Source organism: Arthrobacter sp. SD76 (assembly GCF_049726125.1).
GTDB classification, from domain to species: Bacteria; Actinomycetota; Actinomycetes; order Actinomycetales; family Micrococcaceae; genus Arthrobacter; species Arthrobacter nitrophenolicus.
In genome coordinates this window covers 3114923-3141109 of record NZ_JBNBLR010000001.1, presented here as the reverse complement: position 1 = coordinate 3141109, position 26187 = coordinate 3114923, and the positions used below count along the sequence as shown (strand labels likewise).

Below are 26187 nucleotides of genomic sequence, written 5' to 3'. Positions count from 1 at the left end.
AACCCCTAGGAAGCGGTTGGACGGCGTGCCATGCTGGCCCCATGGGAAACATGATGACTCTGGGAAACGCAGCAACGTCGGTGCAGGCCTATGTCAGCGAACCCCCAGGCCAGCCCAAGGCCGGCCTGCTGCTGATCCACGAAATCTGGGGCCTGGTGGACCACATCAAGGACGTCGCGGACCGGTACGCCGCCGAAGGCTACCTGGTGTTGGTGCCCGATGTCATGACGGACATCGGCATGACGCCCGAGGTGGCCGGGGAGGTGCTGCGGGCCCTCGCAGATCCTGACCCCGAACAGCGCAGCAAGGTCCAGCCGAGGCTCCGGAAGCTGACGTCCCCGCTGGACTCGCCGGAATTCGCCGAACGGACCCTTGAGGCGTTGCAGGTGTGCTTCAACCACCTGGAAGGAATACCGGGCCTGGCCGGACGGGTGGCAGTCACAGGGTTCTGCTTCGGTGGCGGCTACAGTTTTGCGCTGGCCACCCGCGAGCCCCGGCTCCGTGCGGCGGTGCCGTTTTACGGCAGCGCCGACTTCACCGGGGAAGAGCTGCGCCGAATCACTTGTCCCGTCCTCGCTTTCTACGGCGAACAGGACAGGGCGCTGGTGGACAAACTGCCGGAGCTCAAGAAGACAATGTCCGCCGCGGGCGTGGATTTCGAAGCAGTCGTCTATCCCCGGACCGGGCACGCTTTCTTCAATGACAGCACCCCCGCCAGGTACAACGCCCATGCCGCGAAGGACGCCTGGACCCGGACCCTGGCGTTCCTGGACAGAAGCCTCAGGGACTAGCCCGCCGGGATTATCGTGGACGTATGGACTCCCCGAAGGTTCAGCTGTACCTGGATATCGCCGCCAAGGGACTGGGCATGATCGGTGTTGCGCTGATGGTCTTCACCCGGGGCGGCTGGTTCTACGTGGGCGTGGCCGCAGTGGTCCTGGGCGTGCTGTTCATGGGCGGCTCCCTGTTGCCAGCCGGAAGCTGCGCCAGCGCAGGTGGGACGGCACGCGGCGGACCTAGATCTGGAACCGTTCCCTGCAGGTGGGCTGCCTCGTGGATTCAGCGGGGCCATAAGTGCTACTGCTGGTGTGCCTACGATGCGGCGGGACGGGGCCGCAAGCGCAATGCCTGCATGCCGCCGTCCACTGCGAGATCGACGCCGGTGGTGGAACCCGCCAGGGGACTGGCCAGATAGACGATCGCGGCCGCAATCTCCTCCGGCGTGACCAGCCGGCCATGGGGTTGCCGCGCCTCCAGCGCCGCACGCTCCGCTGCCGGGTCCGGGGCTGTGGACAGGAGCCGGCCGATCCACGGTGTGTCCGCGGTGCCCGGGTTCACGCAATTGACCCTGATGCCTTCGGGCAGGTGGTCCGCTGCCATGCTCAATGTAAGCGAAAGCACCGCCCCCTTGGTGGCACTGTAGAGGGCACGCTGGGGGAGTCCGGCCGTCGCGGCCACCGAACAGGTGTTGACGATGGCAGCATGGCTGGACTCGCGCAGGTACGGGAGGGCGGCCCGTGAAACGCGGACCATCCCCATCACGTTGATGTCGAAGACCCGATGCCATTCGTCGTCGTCGTTCGATTCAATGGTGCCCTGGGCACCCACACCGGCGTTGTTGGCCACAATGTCGATGCCGCCCATCCTGTCCGCCGCCTCCTTGACGGCGCGGCGGACAGAGCCGTCGTCGGAAACATCGCAGTGAATGGCGATAAGGCCGTGGCCCGCCTGCTCCGGTTGCAGGTCCAGTACCGCTACAGCGGCGCCGCGCTCCTTGAGCAGCGCGGCGGTGGCGGCGCCAATGCCGGACGCCCCTCCGGTGACGATCGCCTTAAGTCCCGCAAACTCCATTGTTTGTTCCTTTCGTGTCCCTGGCGGCTAGCCCTGGAAGAATTCCTGCCGCTGGCGTCCGAGCCCGGCGACTTCGATTTCGACGACGTCCCCCGGTTTGAGGTAGGGGAACCTGCCGGACAGGGCAACGCCTTCGGGGGTGCCTGTGCAGATGAGGTCGCCGGGTTCAAGGACCAGGAACTGGCTGAGGTCGTAGATGATCTGCTCCACGCCGAAAATGAGGTCCCGGGTGGAGGAGTCCTGGCGGATTTCGCCGTTCACCCAGCTGCGCAGCGTTAGGTCGGAGGGATCGACTTCGTCGGGGGTCACCAGGAAGGGGCCGGTGGGGCAGAAGCCGGCGCAGCTCTTGCCTTTGGACCACTGGCCGCCCGATACCTCGAGCTGGAAGGTGCGTTCGGAGAGGTCGTTGACGGTGACGTAGCCTGCAACGTGGTCCCGTGCCTGCCGTGGCGACTCCAGGTAGGAGGCCCGGCGGCCGATGACGACGCCCAGCTCGACTTCCCAGTCGGTCTTGGTGGAGCCGCGGGGGATGGCCACGGCATCGTAGGGCCCCGCCACGGTGTTGGGTGCTTTGTGGAAAATGATGGGCACCGTCGGGGGTGCGGACCCTGATTCGGCGGCGTGCGCTGCATAGTTCATGCCTACGCAGATGACGGACGAGGGCCGGGCGATGGGTGCCCCGATCCTGGCGCCGTCAACGCTGAGCTCATCCAGCTCCCCCGCGGCGAGGGCAGCGGCGGCACGCCCCGGTCCGTCCGATTCCCAGAAGTCGGTGTCGATATCCTTCGCCACCGGTTCCAGCGAATAGTACTTGTTCTGGTGCAGCAGGGCGGGGACTTCCTTGCCCGGCTCACCTATGCGCGCAAATTGCATTGGTCCTTCTTTCCTTGGTGCTTGTTCGGCTACTGCCGAGGTCAGCCGGGTGTCCCGGTCAGGTGATCAGGCCGCGGTCCCGGAGTTCGTCCCAGAGGGACTCAGGGACGGACTGTGCCGCCAGGTCCAGGTTTTGCTTCACCTGGTCCGGCGTCCGCATGCCCAGGACCACACCCGTTACGGCGGGATGGCGGTAGGGGAACTGAAGGGCTGCGGCCGGCAGCGTGGTCCCGTGCGATTCACAGATGTCCGCCAGCAGGTTCGCCCTGTCCAGGAGTTCCGGCGGGGCGGGGCGTAGTTGTAGGTGGCATCGCTGGCGGGCCGCTCCTTGGAAAGCAGGCCTGAATTGAAGACGCCAACATTCACCACGCCCACCTGGCGTTCAAGGCAGGCCGGGAGCAGGTCCGCTGCCGCGCCCTGCTCAAGCAGTGTGTACCGGCCGGCGAGCATCACCACGTCTATGTCTGTTTCGGTGACGAAGCGGTGGAGCATGCCGGCCTGGTTCATGCCTGCACCCCAGGCACGGATCACGCCCTCATCCCGCAGGGCTGATAGGGCAGGCGCCGCACCTTCCACCGCCTCGGTCCAGTAATCGTCAGGGTCGTGGATGTAGACGATGTCTATGCGGTCGGTTCGCAGCCGCTTGAGGCTTTCCTCGATGGAGCGCAGCACACCGTCGCGGGAATAGTCGCGGACCCGGATGAGATCGTCAGGGACGTCGAAGCCCTCGGTGTCCTTGCCGTGCGGGAACGGATTTGGCCGCAGTAAGCGTCCGATTTTGGTGCTGAGCACGTAGGTGCCGCGGTCCTGGCCGGCCAGGACCGCCCCAAGGCGGCGCTCCGAAAGGCCGAGCCCGTAGTGCGGTGCGGTGTCGAAGTAGCGGATGCCGCCTTCCCAGGCGGCGGCAACGGCGTCGGCCGCCTCCTGTTCCGGCACCTGCCGGTACAGGTTGCCAATGGGCGCTGCCCCGAAGCCGAGCACCGGCAGGGAAATGCCGGTACCGGGGATGGTGCGGGTTTCTGCCTGCATTCTCAGTCCTTCTCCTGTTTCCTGGCTTCCGTAATGGCCTGTTCTGTTCCCTCCGCCAACCGGTACACCCTGGCCGCGGTCCCGGAGGAGACACTTTCGCGCTCGCTTTCGGACGCACCGGCCAGCGCTGTTTCTGCCGTGGTGATCCACTCCTGGTAGGCGGCCGCTCCTGTCAGTGAGACGGGCCAGTCACTCCCAAGCATGCAGCGGTCGGCACCGAAAAGGTGCAGCGTTTCCCTGATGTACGGCAGTGCCTGTGGCCCGGTTGGCCGGGTCCGGTCGGATTCTGCGCCGGCTCCGGAAATCTTGACGACGACGTTGGGCCGGCGGGCAAGTTCACGCATCCCGCGGCTCCACTCCGTGAAGGCGCCGCTGGCGATGGGTGGCTTTCCCATATGGTCCAGCACGATCTGAAGCGCGGGCGCACGGTCGGCGAACGCGGTCAGAGCGGCAAGCTGGCCGGTGCGGATGCAGGCGTCGAAGGCAAGGCCCGCTTCGGCCACCCGCCGCGCGCCGGCAAGCATGTCCGGATGCAGCACGAAGGATTCGTCCCGGTCCTGCAGGAGCTGCCGCACTCCGCGGACCAAAGGGCGCTGCAGCAGGTGGTCAAGGTCCTCGGCCACGCTGTCCCCGCTGCTGACCGGGGCAAAGGCCACGATTGCGGCCAGAGTGGGCCAGCTGCTGCCCAGGCCGGATACCCAGTCCACTTCTTTCAGCGCCTGGTCGTCCCGGCAGTCTGCCTGCACAAATACGGCCGCCAGGGTGTTGGCTGGAGTGTGCGGAAGGTCCTGCGGAAGAAAGGGCCGGTTCAGGGCAGGGTTGTTGGCCAGCCAGTCGTAGGCGAGTACTGCCGGGTCCCAAACGTGGACGTGCGAATCTATGACCTTCATGCAGGGGCCTCCACTATGCCGTGGCTTCGGGCCGGACACCGATTGTCAGCAGCAGGTTGGCATAGTGCCGGGTATCGCCGCTGGCGATGACGACAGCCACATTCGGTGAACGCGCCGCATCATAAAAATCGAAACGCTGGTACGAGGTGACGGGGACAGCGCCGCCCAGGGACTGACCGTAACCCTTGATCGCCTCCGTCCAGCTCCCGTCGGGCGGCGTCATCACGGCTGCCGCCTCGATGGGGACGGCGTCGATCAGGACGTCAAGGATCTGGTCGATTGTCAGCAGGCCCGGCCGCAGGTTCAAGGCTATCCGTCGTGCCGACGCTGGCGCACCTGTGTTGTGGGGGTAGTTGGCATCAGCAATAAGGATCTGCGAACCGTGGCCGGATTCGGCGAGTGCAGCCAGCAGGCCCGGGTGGGTCAGGGTGTAGTTGATCATGCCTCAGCCTTAGCCCGTGCACCCGCGAACGCAATGCCGCGGCCAGCGCTGCCGGTCCGCCATTCCTGTTCCGCACGTCCTGCGTCCGTTCCGGCCCAATAGTCGCCCCAGGGAAAGGCATAGTCCTGCAGTGTCTGTGCCTTGAGCTCCGCCGAATAGCCGGGGTTTGCCGGCATGACGTAGGCACCGTCCCGGACGATGCACGGATCAACAAAATGTTCGTGGAGATGGTCCACGAATTCAGTGACCCGGCCTGTGAGGTCGCCGGAGATGGCGATGAAGTCAAAGATCGAGAGGTGCTGGACAAGTTCGCACAGGCCCACGCCGCCGGCGTGCGGGCAGACCGGGATACCGAACTTGGCTGCCATCAGCTGGACGGCAAGCACTTCGTTCACACTGGCCAGCCGGCAGGCGTCCAGCTGGCAGTAGTCCACTGCCCCGGCCTGGAAAAGTTGCTTGAAGAGCACGCGGTTCATGCCGTGCTCCCCGGTGGCCACCCCGATCGGCTGGACGGCCCTGCGGATTTCCGCGTGGCCAAGGACATCGTCTGGGCTGGTGGGCTCCTCGATCCAGAGCGGATTGAATTCCGCCAGCTGCTTGACCCAGTCGATGGCCTGTGGGACGTCCCATACCTGGTTGGCGTCGATCATGAGGTTGCCCTGCGGTCCAATTACCTCGCGCGCGATTCCGAGGCGGCGGATGTCGTCCTCCAGTGATGCGCCAACTTTGAGCTTGATGTGCCGGTACCCCTGGTCCACGGCCTCCTGGCAAAGCCGCCGGAGCTTTTCGTCAGAGTAGCCGAGCCAGCCTGCAGACGTTGTGTAGCACGGGTAGCCGCTTTCGGTCAGCTGCTGGATGCGTTCACCCCGGGTGGGAGCCAGCCGGGCCAGGATCTCCAAGGCCTCCTCCCGGGTCAGCGCATCCGAGAGGTACGTAAGGTCTGCGGCGTCGACGATGTCCTCGGCCGGCATATCCGCCAGGAGTCGCCACAGCGGTTTTCCTGCCCGCCGTGCCGCCAGGTCCCATACCGCGTTCATTACGGCGCCCAGGGCAAGGTGTTCCACGCCTTTGTCCGGACCGAGCCAGCGGAGCTGCGAATCCTGTTTCAGGCTGCGGTAGGTCCCTCCAAGGCTTCCACAGACTGCGTCGATATCCCGTCCCAGGAGGGGGCGGGCCCGAAGCTCCATGGCCGCAGCGCAGACTTCGTTGCCTCGTCCGATGGTGAAGGTGAAACCACAGCCGTAAACGGCAGGATCATCCGTGGTGAGGACTATATAGGCTGCAGAGTAGTCGGCGTCGTGGTTCATGGCGTCCGAGCCGTCGGCAGTCAGCGAAGTCGGAAAACGCACGTCGAACACGTCATATCCGGTGATGTGTGGCAAGGTGAGCCCTCCAGGTTCAGGCTATGAAGAAGATGGTCCAGCAACGTTGCGAGCATCATCTGATGTATTTGGAAGTATTTGATGAGAATATAGGACCATCATCCTTTTTTCCAAGCAATACATCTGATGAAGAAGAAATGGGGCGAAGCCCCCTGAAAGTGCACCCAGAAAGGCGGCTGCCATGACCAGTGGTACATCCAACGGTTCGATGTCGCAGACAGACGTTGTGATCTCCGGCGTCAAGCGGATGTTGTCCTCCCGCCGGCTCCGGCCCGGAGACAGGCTGCCCATCGAGAAAGACCTGGCTGCCGAACTGCAGGTCTCCCGCGGCTCGCTTCGGGAAGGTGTCCGTGCACTGTCCACCATGGGCATCCTGGAAACCCGGCAGGGGGCAGGCACCTTCGTGACCCGGCTTGAGCCCGCTGCACTGCTTTCGGCGATGGAGTTCTGGGTGGGACTGCAGGATGGCGAGCGGGCCAACCAGGTGCACACCGTCCGGCGGGCGCTGGAGACCGAGGCCGCGGCGGCGGCTGCCATCCGGATCGGCGAGGAGCAGCTCGATGCAGCTGAACGCATCCTGGAGCGGGCCCACGCCGCAATCCACGCCGCACCGATCGACCATGCCGCTGCCATGCAATGCGACGTGGAGTTCCACCGGCTGGTTGCGGAGGCGTCGGCCAACCATGTGCTCTCCGCGCTGATCGAAACCGTGTCCACCAACACCATCCGGGGACGCATGTGGCGTTCCATCCATGACAATGAGGGGTTGCTCGCCACGCACCGTGAGCACCTTGGCATTCTGGAGGCGCTGCGCCGGCACGACGTGGACCGGGCCAGGACGCGGATGGCAAACCACCTGTACGCCGTCGAGGACTACGTGACCGCCATTCCGGAGTCCGGGCTTGAAGGGCGCGAGGCGGATCCGCTGGGGGCTTTGGCTGACAGTGAGGCTGTTCGATAACCTGCTATTCGTCTGACCTTGTTTACCAAATGCGGATCAAACTGCGACTATTCGACGCGGCAATTGGTTTTGATGCAAAGAAAGATCAGATGATTCCTTGACTTCCGTTGCGGGTGCGGGTCATTCTGTTGGTTATACAAAGGTTGCGGGGATCACATCAGCCAGGCAACGAGGACGTCGCCGGGCAGCCTTTGTCCCCAGCTACGAAAGGACATTCACCGTGTTGAACAAACGCGTTACCGGCCGTCTTCTCGGTGCAGCAGCGGCGGCCGCGGTTGCTGCCACCGCGCTCACTGCCTGTGGTTCTTCAAGTGCAGGGTCATCGGGGGAGAGCAAGGAAGCCTCCTCGATGTACACCTGGATCACCAACGAAAACGACCGGGCGCAGTGGCAGGCGTTTATCGACGCCGCCAAGGAGAAGGATCCCGACTTCAATCTGACCCTCGAGGGGCCGAGCTTCAACGACTACTGGACGAAGGTCAAGACCCGGCTGTCGAGTTCCGGCGCCCCATGCATTATCACCACGCAGGCAGCCCGGCCCAGGAACTCAAGGACCTGACCGTTCCTCTGGACGACCTGGTCAAGAGCAACAACATTGACGTTTCCATGTACAACAAGGCGATGATTGACGGCCTGACGGTAGAGGGGACCCTCCGGGGCATCCCCTACGACGCGGAGCCCGTGGTCCTTTATTACAACAAGGACCTCCTGGCCGCGGCGGGCGTCAAGGAACCGACACTGAATTACACCACCAGCCAGTTCGTCGCAGACCTGAAGGCGCTGACCAAGGACGGTGTGGCGGGTCTCGCCGTTCCGCCCGGCTTCGGCTCCGGGCCGGGACTGCCAATTGCGTTCGCGAACGGCAACGAGCCTGTCAAGGACGGGCAGCTGGACCTGACCAATGAAGGCCTGGTGAAGGACCAGCAATTCGCCTTCGACCTTGCCGCCAAGGAGAAGGTAGCCAACGCTCCGCAGGCATCCGACGGCACTGACGTCCCGGAGCAGCAGTTCATGAGTGGCAAGGCGGCCATGATCATTGATGGACCCTGGATGTATGACATGCTCACGACCAAGACCCAGGGCAAGGTAGGGATCGCCGTGGTCCCTTCGGAGTCGGGTAAAAGCATCGGCATGATCCAGGGCTCCGCGTTCGCCATTGCCGCATCCTGCAAGGACAAGGAAGCAGCCTTCCAGAACATCATGAAGATCACCACGCCTGAGGTGGTCGGCGCCGTGGGTGCAGCCCGCGGAACAGTGCCGTCCGTGGAATCGGCGGTCAAGGACTGGGCCGGCAACAAGCCGGAAGCTGATGTGGCGGTGGTGGAAGCCCTGCTGGAGAGCGGCCGCCCGCTGGTCACCACGCCCAACTGGAACCAGGTGGAAACAACCTTCACGCAATACTCCGGGGAGGGCTTCCGCGGCAGCAAGACCGCAGAGGAACTTCTCGCCACGATCATGAACTCCGCCAAGTAAATTTCCCCGGGGGCGGGCTTCCTCCGGGAGTCTGCCCCTTCACGGAAAAGGTCAATGATGACTGCTCTACCGACGCTTGCTGTCAAAAACGGAAGGAAGCCGGCCGGTACTCCCGGGCATGGACGGCTGGCCGCAGCCTACCTCGCCCCCGGGATGCTCGGTTTCCTGGTCTTTATCGTGCTGCCGCTCGTCGCCTCCCTGGTGATCAGCCTGTTCGACTGGCCGCTGTTCGGCGCGCCTGAATTCGTGGGGCTGGACAATTACGCCCGCATGCTCACCGGGGACCCGGTGTTCTGGACAGTCCTGGGCAACACCTTGTTCTTTGCCGTCAGCTACACCGTACTCAACCTCGTCCTGGCGCTGGCCGTCTCCACCTGGCTGCACCACCTCGGCAGCTGGGGACCCTTCTTCCGGGTCCTGTTCTTCATCCCGGTGGTGACCCCCATGGTGGCCAACGCACTGGTGTGGCGCCTGATGCTGACCGATGACGGCGTGGTGAACAGCTTCCTCGCCAACTTCGGCATCGACGGCCCGTCCTGGCTGAGTGACAGCCAACTGGCCATGGGATCCCTGATCGCCATGTCCGTATGGCAGGGCATCGGGTACAACATCATCGTCCTGGGCGCCGGGCTGAACGGCATCTCGCCCAACCTGCTGGAAGCGGCACGCATCGACGGCGCAGGTGCGTGGCAGCGGTTCTTCCGGGTGGTGCTTCCCATGCTCTCGCCGTCGCTCTTTTTTCTGCACGGTGATGACGATCATCGGGTCGTTCAAGGTGTTCACCCAGCCCTACCTGCTCACACTCGGTGGACCGGGCGAATCCACCAACACGATCGTGCTCTACCTGTACCGCAACGGTTTTTCCTTCGACAAACTCGGATACGCCTCGGCGCTCGCCTGGGCGCTGTTCGTGATCGTCATGCTCATCACCGCCCTGCAGTTCTCCCAGCAGAAGAGGCTGGTCAACTATGACAACTGAAACGCTGGCCAAGCCGGCCACGGACAAGCCCACCACCCATCGCTGGCACAGCCCAGGTATGCGGAAAAAGAAGCACCCGGGGCACTACATCAGCCGTGCCGGCGCCATCCTCGTGGGGCTGGTCTTCTTCTTCCCGTTCCTTTGGATGCTTGCCACGTCCCTCAAGCCCACCTCGGAAATTTTCTCCACCGGGGCAAGCTTCCTGGCCTCAAGGGTGGAATGGTCCAACTATGTCACCGCCTGGACGGCCATCCCCTTTGGCCGGGTCATCATCAACAGCTTCCTGGTGGCTATTGCCGGCGCAGCCCTGACCACGGTGGTATCCCTGCTGTCCGCATACGCTTTCGCAAGGATGCAGTTCAAGCACCGGGACAAGCTGTTCCTGGTTTTCCTGGGAACACTGGTGCTGCCCCAGGAAGTCCTGGTTATCCCCTTGTACATCATGATGAACAAGCTGGAGCTGGTGAATTCGCCGACGGCCCTCATTGTCCCCTTCGCGTTTGGGGCCTTCGGGGCATTCCTGATCCGCCAGTTCCTGCTCTCCCTGCCGGAGGAATTTGAGGAAGCAGCCCGGATTGACGGGGCAGGCTCGATCCGCATCCTGTGGAGCGTCATCCTGCCGCTCGTTCGCGCGCCACTTGCAGTGGTGGCAGTCTTCAGCTTCATCGACTACTGGAGCAGCTTCCTCTGGCCGTTGATTGTGATCAACGACGTCTCGCAGGCGACCATCCCGCTGGGCCTGTCCATGTTTTCGGGTGAGAGGGGGACCGACTGGGAACCCTTATGGCCGCAGCAACATTGGCAGTGCTTCCCAGCCTGCTGGTGGTCATCCTCCTGCAGCGTCAGCTTGTCAAAGGCGTCAGTATGGGCGGTTTCGGCGGACGCTGACCCGCCCCGTCCACTAACCCTGCTTCCCGTTTCCACGACTTTTCCACCTCAAGAATGGAGTTCAGAATGACCAATGAATCGGCCAGCCCTGAAGAATGGCAGCAGCTGTCCCGCCCCACGCCGGAGTGGTTCCAGAACTCTCCGTTCGGCATCTTCATCCACTGGGGTGCCTATTCAGTCCCGGCTTGGGCGGAACCCATCGGAGCCTTGGGCACCATCGACGATGACAGGAAATGGTTCACCCATAATCCTTACGCGGAGTGGTACTACAACACCATCCGCATTGACGGCAGTCCTGCCCAGCAGTACCACAAGGAGACCTACGGCGGCGGGGACTACGACGACTTCCTGGACCAGTGGAAAGCGGAACAGTTCGATCCCGCGGACTGGGTGGAGCTGTTCAAGTTTGCGGGCGCGGACTACGTGGTGCCCACCACCAAGCACCACGACGGCATCGCCCTCTGGGATGCTCCCGGAACGGGGGAGCGGAACACCGTCCGGCGCGGTCCCCGGAAGGACCTGATCGGCGAGATCGCAAGCGCTGTCGAGGCCAAGGGCCTGAAGCTGGGCCTGTACTACTCGGGCGGGCTGGACTGGCACGTGCGGCCCTTCCCGCCGCACATCACCAGCGAAAGCGTCCATGACACCGCCAGGCCCAAAGACGCCGGCTATGCCGAGTACGCATACAACCACGTCGTGGACCTGGTGGACAAATACCGTCCCCATGTCCTGTGGAACGACATCGAATGGCCCGACGCCGGCAAGCACTTTGGCGGGCATGGGCTTGGCACGCTTTTCCAGCACTTCTACTCCACCAACCCGGAGGGCGTGGTCAACGACCGCTGGGGCGCCACCCACAAGGACTACGCAACAAGTGAGTATGAGCATTCCTCCCAGTCGGAGTCCGAATCCCAGTGGGAAAACTGCCGTGGCATCGGCTTCTCGTTCGGCTACAACCAGGTGGAAGGCCCGGAGCAGTCACTCACGGGAAAGCAGCTGGCACGCCACCTGACGGATGTCGTCTCCCGCGGTGGTCACTTCCTCCTGAACGTGGGCCCACGGGCCGACGGCACCATCCCCGAGATCCAGCGCCAGGCGCTCACCGACCTTGGACGCTGGATGGCAAACGCCAAACAGTACCTGGTGGGCGGACGGCCGCTCGAGGACGCTCCGGCAGAAAGCCAGAGTGATCCCTGGATCCGCTGGGTGGACCGGGGGACGGAGGTTGTGGCTTTTGTTGACTCACAAGGCGAGCGAGCTGAGGCCGCACTCGAACTGGGGCCGGACCGGTTCGCCCTGGCGAAGGCCTCACTGGCAGGGCCCGGCGGATCCCTGGATTTCGACGGCCAGGTACTGAAGGTGACGCTGACCGCGGACCGACTCGGACCGGTCATCGTCCGCATCCCCCGGGGATAGCCTCGGACAGATGATTACCTCCGCGACGGCGGCCGTCCCTGCAAAGGGGAGGGCCGCCGTCGTGGGCACTAGGTGTACATCAGCGAGCCGGGCGAGGTGAGCTCTGCCCGGTGCGCTTACCTTCTCCGCGCTGCCCAGCGGATGCTAGGGGGCAGCGGACGGCTGGCGTGGCTGGATGTTGTGGTTGCGGCTGAAGAGGTTGCCGGGGTCGAACCGTTGCTTGAGGTCAATAAGGTCCTCGTACTTGTCCGCCCCGTAGGTCAGGCGTGCGGCGTGCGGGTCCTGGCGGGTCTCGCCGCCGAGGAAGTTCAGGTATTCACCCTGTTCGGCGAAGGGCTGCATCCGTGCGTGTGCCTGCCGCGCAAACTCGGTGAGGCGCTCGTCGTCGTCCGCGTCGGACCAGAAACCGTAGACGTTCATCAGGAACCTTGAGGACCGGTTGGGGTAGGCGGTGGACTCCTCCGGGACCCGGCTGAAGGCCCCGCCCAGGAGGTGGATGTCGATGCCGGTGCCCTGCCACTGCACCTCGGAGGCAATGCCTGCCACCACGTCGATGACCTCCCCGTCCAGGCGGGAGAAGGAGACGTTCTTCCAGTAGCCCCGCGCCCCCGGAGGGAAGAGGCTGTCCATGGCGCTTTGCCACTCGAGCCAGGAAACCGGGCCCACCTCCTCCTGGTCCGGCGGCGCGAGCTTCCGCAGCCTGCCGATCAGGTCCAGTCCGGGCTGATGGTCCGCGCCCGCCCAGGCGCACCCGATGACCATCCACACGGCGTCGCCCAGCCCGAATTCCGCAGGAAAGGCAATAAAGCTGACAATCGGGTTCATCTCGTCCGGCAGGTCCCGGCTCCAGGTCTCGAAGCCGGCCAGCGCGTCCTTCCAGTGCTCCGGAGCGTAGAAGAGGTTCCCGCCCAGGACAGGCTGGAGGAGCGGCCGTGCGCGGAACGTGAAGGCCGAAACCACGCCGAAGTTGCCGCCGCCGCCCCGCACGCCCCAGAACAGGTCCGCGTTCTCATGCTCGCTGGCGCGCAGGTGGTCACCCGCGGCGGTGACGATGTGCACGGAGTTCAGGTTGTCGAGCGCCAGCCCATCGCTTCGGGTGAGCCAGCCGACGCCGCCGCCGAGCGTCAGCCCGGCGATGCCCGTGGCGCTGATGACGCCGATGGGGACCGCCAGGCCGTGCTCCACGGTCGCCCTGTCCACGTCCGCCAGGGTTGCACCCGGCTCCACGGTGACCAGGCGGGTGACCGGATCCACCGCAACCTCGCGCAGCCTGCCCAGATCCAGGACCAGGCCGCCTTCCACGCTCCCGTGGCCGGCCACATTGTGTCCGCCTCCCCGCACCGCCAGGACCAGTCCTGTGGTGCGGGCTGCTGCCAGGACGGGTCGATGTCCGCCACAGAACCTGCCAGTGCGATGGCCCGGGGATGCAGGTCATGCATGCCGTTCCAGACCCGGCGCGCGTCCTCGTATCCTGCATCGCCCGGTTGGAGCAGGCTGCCGCTGAGCTGGCCGCGCAACTCCGACAGCGCCTCGTTGATCCGGTCTCCTGAATGGCCTTGTTCCATGGTCTGACCTCGCCAGATAGGGTGCCGGGTCCTCGTTGATCCGGCTGGGTTGGATGTGGAGAGCACGCCTTCAACAGGCACGATTGGCAACGGCACTCCAAGTATCTGGCGGGCTACAAGGGCGGTCAATAGCGTGTGTCAGGAACGCACGAGCACCAGGCGCGGCGGATAACCGGCGTCCGCGCTACCGCGCCGGGTCCGGGTTGCGTGGTGGAAGGGGCGGCTGGACGTCAGGGCCCGGCTTGCCAGGATCCTGCGTGTCCGCCGTGGCCCCGCCGTTCTGGCCCGGTGCCTCCGTGGCGGCCGGCGGCTGCCCTTCGTGTTTGGCGGCTGACCCCGGGTTTCCGGGTCCAGGGTGCTGGTTGGGAATCTCCGGCCGGTTGCCTGCAGGATCGGGAAGGGCGGCGGGTGGCTCCGAACGGAACTCCGGCGGTCCGGCCGGAACGGGATGGGCGGGCACGGCTTCCGGTCCCGCGGCGGGCAGTTCGCCCGACTGGACGGGGCCGTCGTCGGGGACAAGACCGGCAGGAAAGCTTCCCGGCGGAGGCGTCGGAACAGGAGCGGGTACGACGGCGGCGCCTGTGCCGGGTGCCTCCGGGGGCACTGCGGGTGGCGGCTCCGCGGGGGCCGGGGCCAGGGCCACCCCACGATGCTGCTGATGGTTCCCTCCGCGCCGTGCCGCAGGGTCTCGTTTCCCGCCGCTGCACCGCCGGCGATACCGAGCGAAGCGGCTACCGCCAGCGACGTGAAGACAGCCCGGTTCCGTTTCCGGGCAGCGGTAGCAAGCGGCCGGACCACGTCCCCCGGTGATGCGTCCTGATCCATAAGCGCAGCAAGTCCGGCCGACGGCGGCGGAACGTCGAGTGTCCGGAGACCACGGATCTGCAGCAACACGTCCCGCAGTTCCGCGTCGTCCTGGAATCCGGTTTCGGCCAGCAGCGCGTCCACGCTGTGCTCGTCGTCGAGCCCGCGCTGGTGGCGGTGGTCCTGGCTGGTCATGGCGTGCCTTCTCTCAAGGTGGGAGGAAGTTTCCTCAGCCGGCACAGTGCCCGCCGCTGCAGCTGCTTAATTGCTCCCGGCGTCTTCCCCATGATTTCCGCCGTGGTTTCCACGGAGAGGTCCGCCACCACGCGGAGCGCAATGACTTCCTGCTGGTCGTGCTCCAGCGTTCCGAGCATCGCCTTCACGGTGTCTGAGCCTTCCGCCGCCAGCAGCTGGTCCTCCGCCGAGGTGCTGCAGCGGGGGTCGGATTCGGGGTCGTACCCGGTGGTCCAGGGCGCTTTCACCCGGCGCCGGTGCTCATCCACGTAGCGGGCGTGGGCGATGGAAAACACCAGGGACTTGAGTCCCTTGGTCCCGCCGTGCAGGTCGCCAAGCCTGGCATAGACAGCCAGGAAGACCTCCTGGGTCATTGCTTCCGGGTCCTCAACGTCGCGCGAGCGGAGATAGCTCAGGACCGCGGGCGAAAACTCCTGGTAGACAGCACAAAAGGTGCCCTCGTCGGCGTGACCGGGCGTCGCTGCCTCATCCTTGAGCTTGTGCATCCATCCCCCTGCGGCGGCTGCCCGGGCGGGCACCTGCCGGTGGTGCCGCCCCGGGAGCAAATCCCGGAGCGGCACCGTCCCTGCTGACAGGCTACCGCTGGCCGCGGCCGCCCTGGCCACCGGAGTTGCCGCTGGCGTTATCGGACTTGGATCCGTTGTTCGCGTCCTGGCCCTGCCCGGCGCCCTGGCGCTGGTCCTGGACCTGCTGCTCCTGGACCTGCTGTTCGGCCGGTTCCTGTTCCTCCGGAGCGTCGACGGTCTCATCCGCGTCGTCCTCGGGAGCAGCTACGGTGGCGCAGTAGGACTCAATGCCGCTTCGCCACCCGCAGCCTCCGCCAGTGCCGCGAAGGCGGTGGAGGTCTCGTTCAGGCCGCCGTTGCTGAATGCGTTGCACAGTCCGTACGCAGCCGGGCCGGTGGCGTCAGGTCCGCCGCCATCAGAGGTGGGTTCCGGGTCCGGCTCCTCCGTTTCAGTGGGCGACGGGCTTGGCGAGGCCGTCTCTGTTTCGGTTGGGGTTGGTTCAGGGGATTCGGTTTCCGTTGCCGTGGGGCTCGGTTCCGGAGATTCGGTTTCGGTTGCCGTGGGGCTGGGCTCCGGGGACTCCGTTTCAGTGGCAGTGGGTGTGGGCGACGGCGACTCAGCCGTCACCGAGGGGGCGTCCGGGAGCGAGTCGGCGATGGCCGCTACCCCCGTCCCGCCGACCACCAGCACACCCGCGGCTAGCACGGTGGCGGCCAGCTTGTTGCCGGAATACGTGAAGAAAGACATGAGACCCTCCGTTGTCGAAATTTTCATGGATTGCGATCAACTGCGGTTTTCCCCGCTACTGTATGAATCGAAATCCGGGTCACGGAGGTTACGGGTCAGCATGAATTTCTTGACTGATTTGTCATTTCCCTAGTCATAGTGGAGTTAGTCACGCAGCGGTGTGCGTACGTGCTCCGCCACCGGCCGGGGCTCCAGCCACACCTGTTCCCGGGGGCCCGGCGGGTAGGCATGCCGCTTACCCCCAAGGGTGATGGCCAGCGCGGCCACCACCGGTAGCGCTGCCGCAATCGGAACCAGCAGCGGACCGCCGGCAACCAACGCGCCGGAGCCATACAGGGCGCCGACTGTGATGCCCAGCTGGATGGTGAGCACGGTGAGGCCGTTCGCCGCCTCCTGGTACTCGCCGCCGGCGCGTAGGATGGCCGCCTGGTTGTAAATGCCGATGGCCCCCAGCCCCGCACCCCAGACCGTCATCAGCGCCAGGGCCAGCGGAAGGTTCCCCGAAGCCAGCGGCAACAGGAACATCGACGCGGCGATAGCCGCCGTCGTGATGATCAGCGAACGCCGCGGATGCGAGTCCACGGTGAGGCCCGCCACCCAGATTCCCAGCAGGCCCGAGGCGCCCAGGACGGTCAGGGAAAGGCTGATGGCATAGTCCGGCAGGCCGGCTTCGCGGACGAACGGGGCGATGTAGGTGAAAAGCGCAAAGTGCGCCAGGACCAGCAGCGGCCAGGCGGTGGCCACCGCCTTCACCCCGGGCTGGGCGACGGCACGGCGCATGGAGGGCCGGACGGCGTCGGAAATCCGCCGGACCCGCGGCAGGAGGAAGAAGGCCAGGACCGCCAGGACCAGGCCGAAGCCCGCCAGCACCAGGAAAGCGGCCCGCCAGCCGAGGAACCCGCCCAGTGCGGTGCCCAGCGGCGCACCGATGGCCAGCCCCAGGCTGTTGCCGCTGAAGACGATGGCCAGGGCCTTGCCCACCTTGTCCGCCGGAACCACCCGGGTGACGAACGGCGCCATGGTGGTCCAGAGCAGGCCGTGCGCCAGGCCGCCCACCATCCTGGCGATCATCGCCGTCGTAAAGTCCGGGGCGAGGCCCACCCAGGCGTTGCTGGCCGCGAACGTGACCACCAGGCCCACCAGCAGGGCATGCCGGGGGATCCCCGCCAGCAGCCGCGCGGCCGGAACCACCGTGACCACGATGACGGCGGCGTACGCGGCGGCAAGGTAGCCGGCCACGGGCTCGGACACGTTCAACCCGCTGCTGATCTGCGGCAGCAGGCCGGACGGCAGCAGCTCTGTGGTGATGGCGGTGAAGGCGATGGTGGCCAGGACCGCCATCGCGGCATAGGGGAATCGGGCAGGGGCGGGCGCGGGCATCGCGGAAGGCATGCGAAAGGGATCCATTCAAGGGGGAGGGGGCGGAACGCGGCGTTGTTGGCCGGACAAATTCCTCCCTTAAATTTACAGGATCGGGGCCGCTGTCACGTACATGACAAGGCCCCTCCGCGCGCCTTCCCGGCTATGTCCCGGCTGTGCCTGCCAGCCCGTTACCTGCCCGCCCCCGGAGCACTAATCCGGGCGTCCAGCAGGCCTACCGCCACGGCCGGGGCGAGCCCGGGCGCCAGCGGAAGGCGCGGGACCACCAGGCAGTGCCAGAGGTGGTAGATGTCCGCCTTTCCGGACCAGACGGTGGAGGTGACGTTGCCCTTCTCGTCCAGTTCCTGCTTCCAGGATCCGTGCTCGTAGTCGATGAACCAGTCGCGGGCGTGGTCCCAGATCCGCTCATACCAGTCCGCATACTGCTGTTCGCCGGTGGCGATGTAGAGGGCGGCCGCTCCGCCGATTGCCTCGGCGGGCACCCAGCGGATGCGGGTGGTGACCACCGGCTTGCCTTCCCAGTCCACCGTGTAGACGAAGCCGGGGTTCCCGTCCGGCTGCCAGGCGTCACGGATGGCGGCGTCGAACAGGCCGCGGGCGTCTTCCAGCAGCCAGTCCGGGACCGCCAGTCCGCGGGCTTCGAGCCCGGCACGGAGGTGGAGGAGCAGCCGCGCCCACTCAACCCAGTGGCCGGGGGTGCCGCCGTACGCACGGAACTGGCTGGCCCGGTCATCGGTGTTGTACTCCGGCATCGGGTTCCACTCCGGGTCGAAGTGCTCGAACACCCGGTAGTTGTTGTTGCGCGCGAACTGGTGGATGAGCACCTCGGCGATGTGCAGGGCCCGTTCCAGCCAGCGGTTCTCCCCGGTCACGTCGGCGACGATCAGGTACGCCTCCACCGAATGCATGCTCGCGTTCCCGCCGCGGTACGCCTCGGTTTCGGTGAAGTCCCGGTTCCAGGAGTCGAAGCACATGTTGGCCTCGTGGTCCCAGAACTTCGTGTCGGCGATGTGCAGCGCCTTGTCCAGCAGTTCCTGTGCGCCGGGGCGCCCTGCGGAAACGGCGCTGGCGGCGGCGAGGAGCACGAAGGAGTGCTGGTAGCCGGACTTGGTGTCGTTCACCGGTCCGTTGTCGTTGACCTCGGCATACCAGCCGCCGAACTCGTCATCATGGAAGACGCCGTTGAGCGCCGCGATGCCGTGGTCCACGAGGGTCCCGGCACCGGGCCGTCCCAGCAGGGCGGCGACGGAAAAACTGTGGACCATCCGCGCGGTAATCCAGAGATGGGTCGGCTTGTCGGCAAACACCTTGCCGTAGTTGTCGAGCCAGCCGAATCCCGTGGGCACCTTGGATGCCGCGGCGAAATTGATCAGCCGGTCCGTCTCGGCCTCGAGCCATCGTGCGTGAGCGGCGCTGTTCAGCCACGTCATGTTGTTTCCTCTCTCTGGTGCAGGTGCGAAGTGGTTGTGTCGGTGGGAGGGGCTACCCGATGGCGTCGAGCACGCCGCGGATGATGGTGGCGGCCGCGCCCAGGTAGGCCAGGATGATCAGCAGGATCTGCGCTGCGCGGGCGGGGACGAACTTTGCGGCCACGTCGCCCAGGACCAGCCCGGCCAGGCAGGCGGCGGCGACGGCCACCCACATGCCCCAGGGCAGGACGGGGAAGGTGGCCGGGGCGGTGACCGCCTTGGAGATCAGGGACAGCGCGCCGATGGTGAAGAAGTAGGGCTGCATGGTGGCAGCGAAGGACTTATGCTGCCACCGGGTGGCGATGGAGTACATGCTGACCGCCGGGCCGCCCACGCCGGCGGCCGTGTTCATGAAGCCGCTCAGGCCGCCGGCGGTGAGCAGGTAGCGCCGCCGCGGCGGAAGGGTGGCGGACTTGAGGACCAGCAGGACGGTCAGCCCGACGGCGAGGATCACCCCGATGGAGATCTCCAGGACCGCTGCCGGGATGAGCCGGATCAGGAACGCCGCCGGGATGATGCCGAGCAGGGCCGAGGCCGCCAGCCACAGGTACCGGTGCCAGTCGACGTCCCGGACCACACGGAAGATGATGGCGCCGGCCGTCACGGCCCCGCACACGTTCACCAGCACCACCCCTTCCACCGGGCCCAGCAGCAGGACCAGGAACGGGGCGGCCACCAGGGCAAAGCCCATGCCGGTGATCCGCTGCATCCCGGCCCCCACCACCACGGCGCCCAGCACCAGCCCGGTCGTCAGCACCTTACGGCCTCCAGGCCACGTACTGGACCTCCTCGAATTCCTCCAGGCCCAGGCTTGATCCTTCCCGGCCCAGGCCGGACTGCTTGGCGCCGCCCATGGGCGCGAATGCCACGGACGGCAGGGGGTCGTTGACGCCCACGATGCCGGCATCGAGCCGTTCCGGGATTTCCCAGCCGCGCTTCGGGCTGCCGCTCCACACGTAGGCGGCGAGGCCCATTTCGGTGGCGTTGGCCTTTCGGATTGCCTCGTCCTCCGTGGCGAAGGTGACGACGCCGGCAGCCGGGCCGAACACTTCCTCGCCAACCAGCGGGGCGTCGTCGGGAACATCCGCCAGCAGCGTGGGCGCCAGGAAGGACCCCGTGCCGGGCACGTCGGTCCGCTGCGTGACGCGGCGCGCGCCGCGGTTCAGGGCGTCGTCCACCAGCGCCTGCACGGCGGACACCCGGTCCGCGTCGATGACGGGGCCCAGGTCCGGGACCGGTGCGCCGCCGTCGGGAACGCCGTGCCCGATGCTCATGGCATCAAAGCGCGCGCCCAGCTTTGCGGCGAACTCGTCGGCGATGCTGTCCTGGACCAGGAAGCGGTTGGCCGCGACGCAGGACTGGCCGGTGTTGCGGAGCCGGCCCAGCACTGCACCCTCGACGGCGGCGTCCAGGTCCGCGTCCTCGAAGACGATGAACGGGGCATTGCCGCCCAGTTCCAGCAGCGGCCGGACCACGCGTTCGGCGGCGGAGGCCATGATTTGCCGGCCCACGCCGGTGGAACCGGTGAAGCTGACGGCCCGCACGGCGGGGTGGGACAGCAGGGCGGCGGTGATCTCGCGGGAGGGTCCGTGGACCAGGTTGACCACGCCGGCCGGGAACCCGGCGTCGTGCAGGACCTCGAACAGGCCGGTGGCGGCGAGGGGCGCTTTCTCGGACACCCGGCCCACCACGGTGCAGCCGGCGGCGAGCATGGCGGCGAGCTTGCGGGCCTGGATGGACACCGGGAAGTTCCACGGCGTCAGGCTGAGGGCCACGCCGATGGGCTTGCGGCTGCTGAGGTGGCGGCGGCCCTGCAGTTCGGGCGGGCTGATGGTGCCCGTGGCGCGGCGGACTTCCTCGGCGAACCAGCGGAAGTATTCCACGGAGAAGTCCACTTCGCCCTGGGCTTCGGGGAGCCGTTTGCCGGCTTCCAGCGCCAGGGTGTGCGCGAGTTCGTCGCGGCGTTCGGCCAGCAGGTCTGCGGCGTTGCGCAGCAGGTCGGCCCGGGCCCGGGCCGTGGTGCGGGACCAGGACCCGAACGCCTGCGCCGCGGCGTCCGCGGCCCGGGTTGCGTCCTCGCCGGTGCCCCAGGCCACCTCGCCCACGGTGCTGCCGTTGCCGGGGTCCGTCACGTCCTTGGTGCTGCCGGCGGAGTGCCAGGAGCCGTTCACCAGGTGGCCGGCTGATTTCAAATTCACGGATGGTGCCTTTCGTTGGGCGGGCAGGGGGCCGGGGTGCTCAGCCCTTGCTGGCGCCGGCGGTGATACCTGCAACGAAGTACCGCTGCAGGAAGACGTACGCCACCACCACGGGCAGGGAGGCCAGGATGACGCCGGCGAAAAGCAGCGGGTAGTCGGTCTGGAACTCGCCCTGGAAGCTCAGCAGTGCCAGCGGCAGGGTGCGGTTGCCCGGGGACTGGATGAACAGCAGCGGGTAGAGCAGCTCGTTCCAGTGGATGACGAACAGGAAGATGGCGGCGGCGGCGATGGACGGCGCGGACAGCGGCAGGGCGATGGAGGCGTAGGTCTTCCACGGCCCGCTCCCGTCAATGGAGGAGGCTTCGTAGAGCTCCTTGGGCAGGGTCCGCATGAACCCGCCCAGGATGAAGACGGCGATGGGCAGGGTGGACACCACGTTCGCCAGGACCAAACCCGACAGGTTGTCCAGCAGGCCGAGCCGGCCGAACAGCACATAGAGGGGCACCATGTTGGCTTGCGCCGGGATAGCCATGCCGAGGACCAGGAAGCCGAAGATGGCCCAGGACACGAACCCCTTCAGGCGGGCCACGGCGTAGCCGGCCAGGCTGGCCAGGAACAGGGTGAGCGGCACGGAGATGGCGGTGACGATGACGCTGTTCCAGAACGACGTGCCGAGGTCCTGGCCGCCGATGACCTCTGCGTAGTTGGCGGGGACAGGGACTGCGGCAGGCTGAAGGGTCCGGCGAACAGTTCCTGCGTGGACTTGAAGCTGCCGAAGCCGACCACCGTCAGCGGAACGATGATGATGATGGCGTAGATGCCCAGGATGGCACGGCGGCTGATTGAGGCGAGCATGCTGTCATTCCCCCTTCGGGGTCAGCCGGAGCAGCCGGCGCTGGAGCCAGGTGACCAGGGCGATCATCGCCATGAAGATGATCGACTGGGCCGCGGCGTAGCCGAACTCCGAGTTGGCAAAGGTGCTGTAGATACGCGTGGAGAGGATGTCCAGGGACTGTTTGGGCGGGTTGCCCGCGATGCCCAGGATCAGGTCGAAGGCCTTGAACGACTGGACCGTGGTGTAGGCCACCACGATGGCCGTTGCCGGGGCCACGAACGGCCAGGTGATGGACTTGAACTGCTGCCACCGGCCGGCGCCGTCCATTTCGGCGGCCTCGTAGAGTTCACGCGGGATGGACTGCAGGCCGGCGATGTACACCACCATCATCTGCCCGGCGTGGAACCACACCTGGGTGACGGCCACCCAGTACAGGGCCTGGGCGTTGTTGCCCAGGTAGGAGCCCTGCAGGGCCTCCAGGCCCACTGAGCCCAGGACCGAGTTGGCCAGGCCGAAGTTGGGGTCGTAGATGAACTTCCAGATGAAGGCCACGGACACGGAGGACAGGATGGTGGGGAAGAAGAACAGGGCGCGGAGCAGGATGCTGCCGCGGGAGTTCTTCGTCAGGAGCAGGGCGAGGATCAGCGAGAACGCCGTCTGCGCGATGACCACCAGCAGCATGAACTTCAGGTTGTTGGTCATTGCGTTGATGAACAGCGAGTCGCTGGTGAACGCCCGGACGAAGTTGTCCAGCCCCACGTACTTGAAGGCCGCGGAGAAGCCGTTCCAGTCCGTGATGGCGTACTGGAAGGCCTGCAGCGTGGGCATCACCAGGAAGAAGGCAATGACGGCGACGGCGGGCAGCGGGAAGAGGTACAGCGCCGGATTCACCCGGGTGGGGGAGCGGCGGCGCACCTTGGCCTCGTCGGCGCCGGTATGGCGGTGCGGCGTCTTCCGCTTGGCCGCCGTTCCGGTGGGGGTGCTCATAGCCGCTCGTCAACAATCTTCTGGGCGGCTTCGGCTGCCTGCTCCGGGCTGGTGCCGGAGATGACGGCCGTGGCGCTGGCCTCCACCGCGTTGCGGACATCCAGGTTCAGGAACTGGAACCGGGCGGCCAGGGCGGTCTTCTTCTCCAGCCACGGGCTCAGGCGCTTCAGGTCCGGGTTGGTGTACTCCACGTCCTTCACGGACACGTGCTGCGCCGTCTCGTTGGCGTAGTAGGCGGCGTTCTCCGGCTCCGACAGGAAGTCGATCCACGCCGCCGCGGCGGCCTGGTTCTTGCTCGCGGAGTTGACGCCCAGGATGAAGGTGGCGTTGTAGACGCCTTCGTACTTGGCGTTGCCGTCCGAGGTGTTGGGGAACACCAGCTCGATGGGGAACTGGGCGCCCAGGCCGCGGACCGCGGCGATGTGGTAGGAACCGGTGGCCAGCATGGCGGCCTTGCCCTGCGAGAACAGGTTCTGCGCCGGCTCCACGGCGGTGCCGGTGGCGTTGGGCTGCAGGAACGGAACCAGGTCCTTGTACTGGTTGAGCATCTTGATGAACCAGTCGTCGGTGGCTTTGAGCTTGCCCTGTTCGATCTGGGCGCAGGCGTCGTCCACAGGCGCGTTGTTGGCGACCATGCAGTTGAACAGCTGCCCGCCGTTGCCCACGTCGCCGCCCGGCCAGGAGATGGGTACGACGCCGGAGGACGCCAGCTTCTCGCACATGGCCAGGAAGGAGTCCCAGTCCTTGGGGGCGAGGTCGGCGCCGGCCTTGTCGAACAGGTCCACGTTGGCCATGGGCATCGGGAACACCACCTGGTAGGGCAGGCCGAGCACGTTATCGCCCGACTTGCCTGCGGAGAGCAGGCTGTCCTCGTAGTTGGAGACGGCCTTGCTGCCCTTGAGGTCGGTGTAGATGCCGGCTTCGGTGAAGTTCTTGAACTGTGCGCCGCGGAAGGTGGCGAACGCGTCGCCGATAGAGCCGCCGCGCAGCTTCTGCAGCGCCTGGGCGTTGTAGTCGTTGGAGGTGGAAATGTCCTGGGCCACCTCCACGCCGTCGTGCATCGCCGCGAACCGCTTGATCAGTTCGTCGAACACTGCCTTGTCCTCGCCGCGCCAGTGGGCGAAGGACACTTTGCCCGTGATGTCGCCGGTGGCCGGGGCAGCCGGGCCGGTGGCACCGCCGGGGGTGGTGGAGCCGCCGGGTCCGGCGCACGCTGCCGCGGTGGCGCCGAATCCCAGGGCTCCAAGGACGGCCATGGCCTGCCTGCGTGAAATCTGACTCACAATAATCTCCTCGTTGAGTGTTGCTGTGCCTTATTTGCTGGCTGGATGGGGGGTCACCGGGCGGTGACGGGAATCCCCGGGAGGTTGAAGGCTGGGCTCATGCATTCGTCCGCTGGCTGGAGACGACGTCGTCAACCACCGCGCAGAGGCGCTGCAGCCGGCGGACGGCGTCGGTGGACAGGGACTCGACGACGTCGGGGGCGCCGATGCAGGACGCCCAGACAGCGCGTCCGGAGAGGAAGCCGCTGGCGCCTTCCAGGCAGGCCCACCGCACGGCGTCCGGGAACACGTCCTCGGGGACCCCGGAGGACAGGACCACCCAGGGGCCGTCGATGGCTTTGGTGAGCTCGGCGCAGGCGGCGCGGACCTCGGCTTCGGAGGCCTGGCCCTTGTAGGGGACCTCGGCCTTGTACAGGTCGGCGCCCAGGCTGCCCAGTTCCTTGGCGGCGGCCAGGATGCCGGCGTTCCAGTCGAAGTCACCGCCGGCCAGGGGCTTGCGGGAGACCGGTTCGATGATGCTGATCAGCCCGGCGGACTTGCACCGCTCCACAAACTCGCGCACCATCTCCACCCGGCCTTCGGCGGGCTCGTCCGGACGGTACAGCACCAGCAGCTTCAGCGCCTTCACGCCCAGGGCCGCGTACTTCTGCGGATCCACCAGCCGGTCGATGGTCACCTCACCCACGAGTTCGTCGTGTGCGGATTCGAAGTGGTCGGCGGAGGCGATGAGGCCGCAGTTGGGGTCCACCACGCCGGCCTCGATGGCCTGGTCCAGGGCGAACTGCCGGTCGATCAGGATGCCGGAGGCGTAGGGGGTGAGGATTCGGGCGGCTTCGAGCTTGAAGTTCCGCAGGTCCTCGTCCGTGACGGGCTGGTCCGTGTGCTCGGCGAACATGTTGCGCATGGCTTCGCGCTGGTCCACGGCGAGCATGGCGAACGCGCCGGACGGGCGTTGCAGCGGGGAAAGGTCTGTGGGGCTCATGGGCTGCTTCTTTCAGCTAGGCGTTGTGGTGGGAACGATGGTCAGGCAGGGACAGGACTGATGGTCTGGCGGGGGATCATGGAACGGCCGTCCAGCCCCGCGCAGGATGCGGCGGCGGTACGCCCGGCGAAAGCGGCGGCGTCCACCAGGGGCAGGCCCGCCGCGACGGCGGCGAGGAGGGCGCCGTGGTACACGTCGCCGGCGCCCAGGGTTGACACGATGGTGGCCGGTGTGGCGGGAACGTGGACCGGCTCGCCGCCGCGTTCCAGGACCCAGGCGCCCTCGGAGCCGGCGGTGGCGACGACGGCGGAGGCGCCGTCGTCCACAGCCTTCCCCAGGAGGTCCCCGGGGGAGAGGTCCTCGCCGTACTCGGCGCGGAGCCTTTCGATGGTGGGGACGTACAGTGCCACGCCCCGCGGGCTGAAGGACGGGATGGGGTTTCCGGCGTCCACGCTGATCTTCAGGCCGTCCGCGCCAGCGCCGGCCACGGCGTTCCAGCCCAGGTGGTCCACGTGGACCCAGGCTGCGGACGCCAGCAGTTCGGCGAAGCGGCTGCCGGCGGGGAAACTGACGGGCGGGACAGGCCGGGTGACGATGGCGCGGCTCTCGGTGGCCCGGCTGACCACGATCACGCTGGCGCCGGTCTTGACGCCGGCGTCGCGGATGACGGCGGAGGTGTCCACGCCCTCGGCCTCGAGGCCGGCCACGATCCGGTCGCCTTCCTCGTCGGTGCCCAGGACCCCCGCGAAGGCGGTCCGGGCTCCGGCCCGCGCCGCCGCAACGGCGGCCGTTGCCGCCGGGCCGCCGCCCGCCGTCGCGAAGTCGGATGCGACCGTACGGCTGTCCGCCGCGGGGTAGTCCTGCACCAGGGCGATGGAGTCCAGGGTGGCGCAGCCTACGAAGAGCAGGGTTCCAGTTGACGGTTGGGGCACGTTCCACCTCGTTGTAGTTCCGGCTGGTACTGAAGAAATATACACACGCTATGTTGGAAT

At 66.5% G+C, this 26187-nt stretch carries 27 protein-coding genes and 1 pseudogene; 8 read left to right on the top strand and 20 right to left on the bottom strand.

What is annotated here, in order from left to right; translation table 11 throughout:
* Window positions 1-50: 50 nt before the first annotated feature.
* Window positions 51-791 carry a dienelactone hydrolase family protein gene (locus tag ACPEE0_RS15210; RefSeq protein ID WP_424574803.1) on the top strand — a complete coding sequence of 247 codons (741 nt, stop codon included), beginning with the start codon at window positions 51-53 and terminating at the stop codon, window positions 789-791.
* A gap of 301 nt (window positions 792-1092) precedes the next feature.
* Here ACPEE0_RS15210 and ACPEE0_RS15205 read toward each other — a convergent pair whose 3' ends face one another.
* The 6 genes and pseudogenes from ACPEE0_RS15205 to ACPEE0_RS15180 form a co-directional block, all read right to left on the bottom strand.
* Entirely contained in the window at window positions 1093-1851 is a 759-nt protein-coding gene (locus ACPEE0_RS15205) for an SDR family NAD(P)-dependent oxidoreductase (RefSeq protein WP_009358887.1), read from the bottom strand.
* A 27-nt stretch (window positions 1852-1878) separates the two neighbouring features.
* Window positions 1879-2724, bottom strand: coding sequence for a fumarylacetoacetate hydrolase family protein (locus ACPEE0_RS15200; protein WP_424574802.1), 846 nt, complete (start codon window positions 2722-2724; stop codon window positions 1879-1881).
* 58 nt (window positions 2725-2782) lie between these two features.
* A pseudogene (locus ACPEE0_RS15195) lies at window positions 2783-3753 on the bottom strand (aldo/keto reductase).
* A gap of 2 nt (window positions 3754-3755) precedes the next feature.
* Complete coding sequence (locus ACPEE0_RS15190; RefSeq protein ID WP_424574801.1) at window positions 3756-4643, bottom strand: amidohydrolase family protein; 888 nt, start codon at window positions 4641-4643, stop codon at window positions 3756-3758.
* Window positions 4644-4656: 13 nt separating this feature from the next.
* On the bottom strand, window positions 4657-5085 hold the full coding sequence (locus ACPEE0_RS15185) for an RbsD/FucU domain-containing protein (RefSeq protein WP_009358891.1): 429 nt from the start codon (window positions 5083-5085) through the stop codon (window positions 4657-4659).
* Window positions 5082-6467 carry an L-fuconate dehydratase gene (locus ACPEE0_RS15180; protein ID WP_009358892.1) on the bottom strand — a complete coding sequence of 462 codons (1386 nt, stop codon included), beginning with the start codon at window positions 6465-6467 and terminating at the stop codon, window positions 5082-5084. Before ACPEE0_RS15180 ends, ACPEE0_RS15185 begins: the two co-directional genes overlap by 4 nt.
* A gap of 23 nt (window positions 6468-6490) precedes the next feature.
* Here ACPEE0_RS15180 and ACPEE0_RS15175 point away from each other — a divergent pair, with 23 nt between their 5' ends.
* From ACPEE0_RS15175 to ACPEE0_RS15145, 7 genes are all read left to right on the top strand, one after another.
* Window positions 6491-6652: a hypothetical protein gene (locus ACPEE0_RS15175; RefSeq protein ID WP_424574800.1), complete on the top strand. Its 162-nt coding sequence runs from the start codon at window positions 6491-6493 to the stop codon at window positions 6650-6652.
* Complete coding sequence (locus tag ACPEE0_RS15170; protein ID WP_009358893.1) at window positions 6649-7428, top strand: FadR/GntR family transcriptional regulator; 780 nt, start codon at window positions 6649-6651, stop codon at window positions 7426-7428. The genes ACPEE0_RS15175 and ACPEE0_RS15170 overlap by 4 nt, the downstream gene beginning before the upstream one ends.
* Before the next feature lie 220 nt (window positions 7429-7648).
* On the top strand, window positions 7649-7987 hold the full coding sequence (locus ACPEE0_RS15165; RefSeq protein WP_424574799.1) for a hypothetical protein: 339 nt from the start codon (window positions 7649-7651) through the stop codon (window positions 7985-7987).
* Complete coding sequence (locus tag ACPEE0_RS15160) at window positions 7939-8901, top strand: extracellular solute-binding protein (RefSeq protein ID WP_424574798.1); 963 nt, start codon at window positions 7939-7941, stop codon at window positions 8899-8901. The genes ACPEE0_RS15165 and ACPEE0_RS15160 overlap by 49 nt, the downstream gene beginning before the upstream one ends.
* A 153-nt stretch (window positions 8902-9054) precedes the next feature.
* Window positions 9055-9873: a carbohydrate ABC transporter permease gene (locus ACPEE0_RS15155; RefSeq protein WP_424574797.1), complete on the top strand. Its 819-nt coding sequence runs from the start codon at window positions 9055-9057 to the stop codon at window positions 9871-9873.
* Entirely contained in the window at window positions 9870-10838 is a 969-nt protein-coding gene (locus tag ACPEE0_RS15150) for a carbohydrate ABC transporter permease (protein WP_424574796.1), read from the top strand. Before ACPEE0_RS15155 ends, ACPEE0_RS15150 begins: the two co-directional genes overlap by 4 nt.
* Window positions 10835-12184 carry an alpha-L-fucosidase gene (locus ACPEE0_RS15145; protein WP_424574795.1) on the top strand — a complete coding sequence of 450 codons (1350 nt, stop codon included), beginning with the start codon at window positions 10835-10837 and terminating at the stop codon, window positions 12182-12184. Before ACPEE0_RS15150 ends, ACPEE0_RS15145 begins: the two co-directional genes overlap by 4 nt.
* Window positions 12185-12328: 144 nt before the next feature.
* Here the strand turns inward: ACPEE0_RS15145 and ACPEE0_RS15140 are convergent, their stop codons facing one another.
* From ACPEE0_RS15140 to ACPEE0_RS15075, 14 genes are all read right to left on the bottom strand, one after another.
* Window positions 12329-13504 (bottom strand): FAD-binding oxidoreductase, encoded by a 1176-nt coding sequence (locus ACPEE0_RS15140; RefSeq protein WP_424574794.1) that lies wholly within the window; start codon window positions 13502-13504, stop codon window positions 12329-12331.
* Between the two features lie 383 nt (window positions 13505-13887).
* On the bottom strand, window positions 13888-14748 hold the full coding sequence (locus ACPEE0_RS15135) for a hypothetical protein (RefSeq protein WP_424574793.1): 861 nt from the start codon (window positions 14746-14748) through the stop codon (window positions 13888-13890).
* The gene (locus ACPEE0_RS15130) at window positions 14745-15293 is read right to left on the bottom strand and encodes an RNA polymerase sigma factor (protein WP_133351690.1); all 549 of its coding nucleotides are present in this window, start codon (window positions 15291-15293) and stop codon (window positions 14745-14747) included. Before ACPEE0_RS15130 ends, ACPEE0_RS15135 begins: the two co-directional genes overlap by 4 nt.
* 285 nt (window positions 15294-15578) lie before the next feature.
* Window positions 15579-16061: a hypothetical protein gene (locus ACPEE0_RS15125; RefSeq protein WP_424574792.1), complete on the bottom strand. Its 483-nt coding sequence runs from the start codon at window positions 16059-16061 to the stop codon at window positions 15579-15581.
* Between the two features lie 144 nt (window positions 16062-16205).
* Window positions 16206-17453 carry an MFS transporter gene (locus ACPEE0_RS15120; RefSeq protein ID WP_424574791.1) on the bottom strand — a complete coding sequence of 416 codons (1248 nt, stop codon included), beginning with the start codon at window positions 17451-17453 and terminating at the stop codon, window positions 16206-16208.
* Window positions 17454-17611: 158 nt separating this feature from the next.
* Window positions 17612-18871, bottom strand: a complete 1260-nt coding sequence (locus tag ACPEE0_RS15115; RefSeq protein WP_424574790.1) for an AGE family epimerase/isomerase — start codon at window positions 18869-18871, stop codon at window positions 17612-17614.
* A gap of 52 nt (window positions 18872-18923) precedes the next feature.
* On the bottom strand, window positions 18924-19667 hold the full coding sequence (locus ACPEE0_RS15110; protein ID WP_009358902.1) for a sulfite exporter TauE/SafE family protein: 744 nt from the start codon (window positions 19665-19667) through the stop codon (window positions 18924-18926).
* 1 nt (window position 19668) lies between these two features.
* Window positions 19669-21108, bottom strand: a complete 1440-nt coding sequence (locus tag ACPEE0_RS15105) for an NAD-dependent succinate-semialdehyde dehydrogenase (protein ID WP_424574789.1) — start codon at window positions 21106-21108, stop codon at window positions 19669-19671.
* Between the two features lie 40 nt (window positions 21109-21148).
* On the bottom strand, window positions 21149-21739 hold the full coding sequence (locus ACPEE0_RS15100; protein WP_424574788.1) for a carbohydrate ABC transporter permease: 591 nt from the start codon (window positions 21737-21739) through the stop codon (window positions 21149-21151).
* The gene (locus ACPEE0_RS15095) at window positions 21685-21963 is read right to left on the bottom strand and encodes a hypothetical protein (RefSeq protein WP_424574787.1); all 279 of its coding nucleotides are present in this window, start codon (window positions 21961-21963) and stop codon (window positions 21685-21687) included. Before ACPEE0_RS15095 ends, ACPEE0_RS15100 begins: the two co-directional genes overlap by 55 nt.
* A 4-nt stretch (window positions 21964-21967) precedes the next feature.
* On the bottom strand, window positions 21968-22930 hold the full coding sequence (locus tag ACPEE0_RS15090; RefSeq protein WP_424574786.1) for a carbohydrate ABC transporter permease: 963 nt from the start codon (window positions 22928-22930) through the stop codon (window positions 21968-21970).
* Window positions 22927-24213 (bottom strand): ABC transporter substrate-binding protein, encoded by a 1287-nt coding sequence (locus tag ACPEE0_RS15085; protein ID WP_407709054.1) that lies wholly within the window; start codon window positions 24211-24213, stop codon window positions 22927-22929. Before ACPEE0_RS15085 ends, ACPEE0_RS15090 begins: the two co-directional genes overlap by 4 nt.
* A 97-nt stretch (window positions 24214-24310) precedes the next feature.
* Complete coding sequence (locus ACPEE0_RS15080) at window positions 24311-25195, bottom strand: aldolase (protein WP_407709055.1); 885 nt, start codon at window positions 25193-25195, stop codon at window positions 24311-24313.
* A 41-nt stretch (window positions 25196-25236) separates the two neighbouring features.
* The gene (locus ACPEE0_RS15075) at window positions 25237-26127 is read right to left on the bottom strand and encodes a carbohydrate kinase family protein (protein ID WP_424574785.1); all 891 of its coding nucleotides are present in this window, start codon (window positions 26125-26127) and stop codon (window positions 25237-25239) included.
* Window positions 26128-26187: the final 60 nt, after the last annotated feature.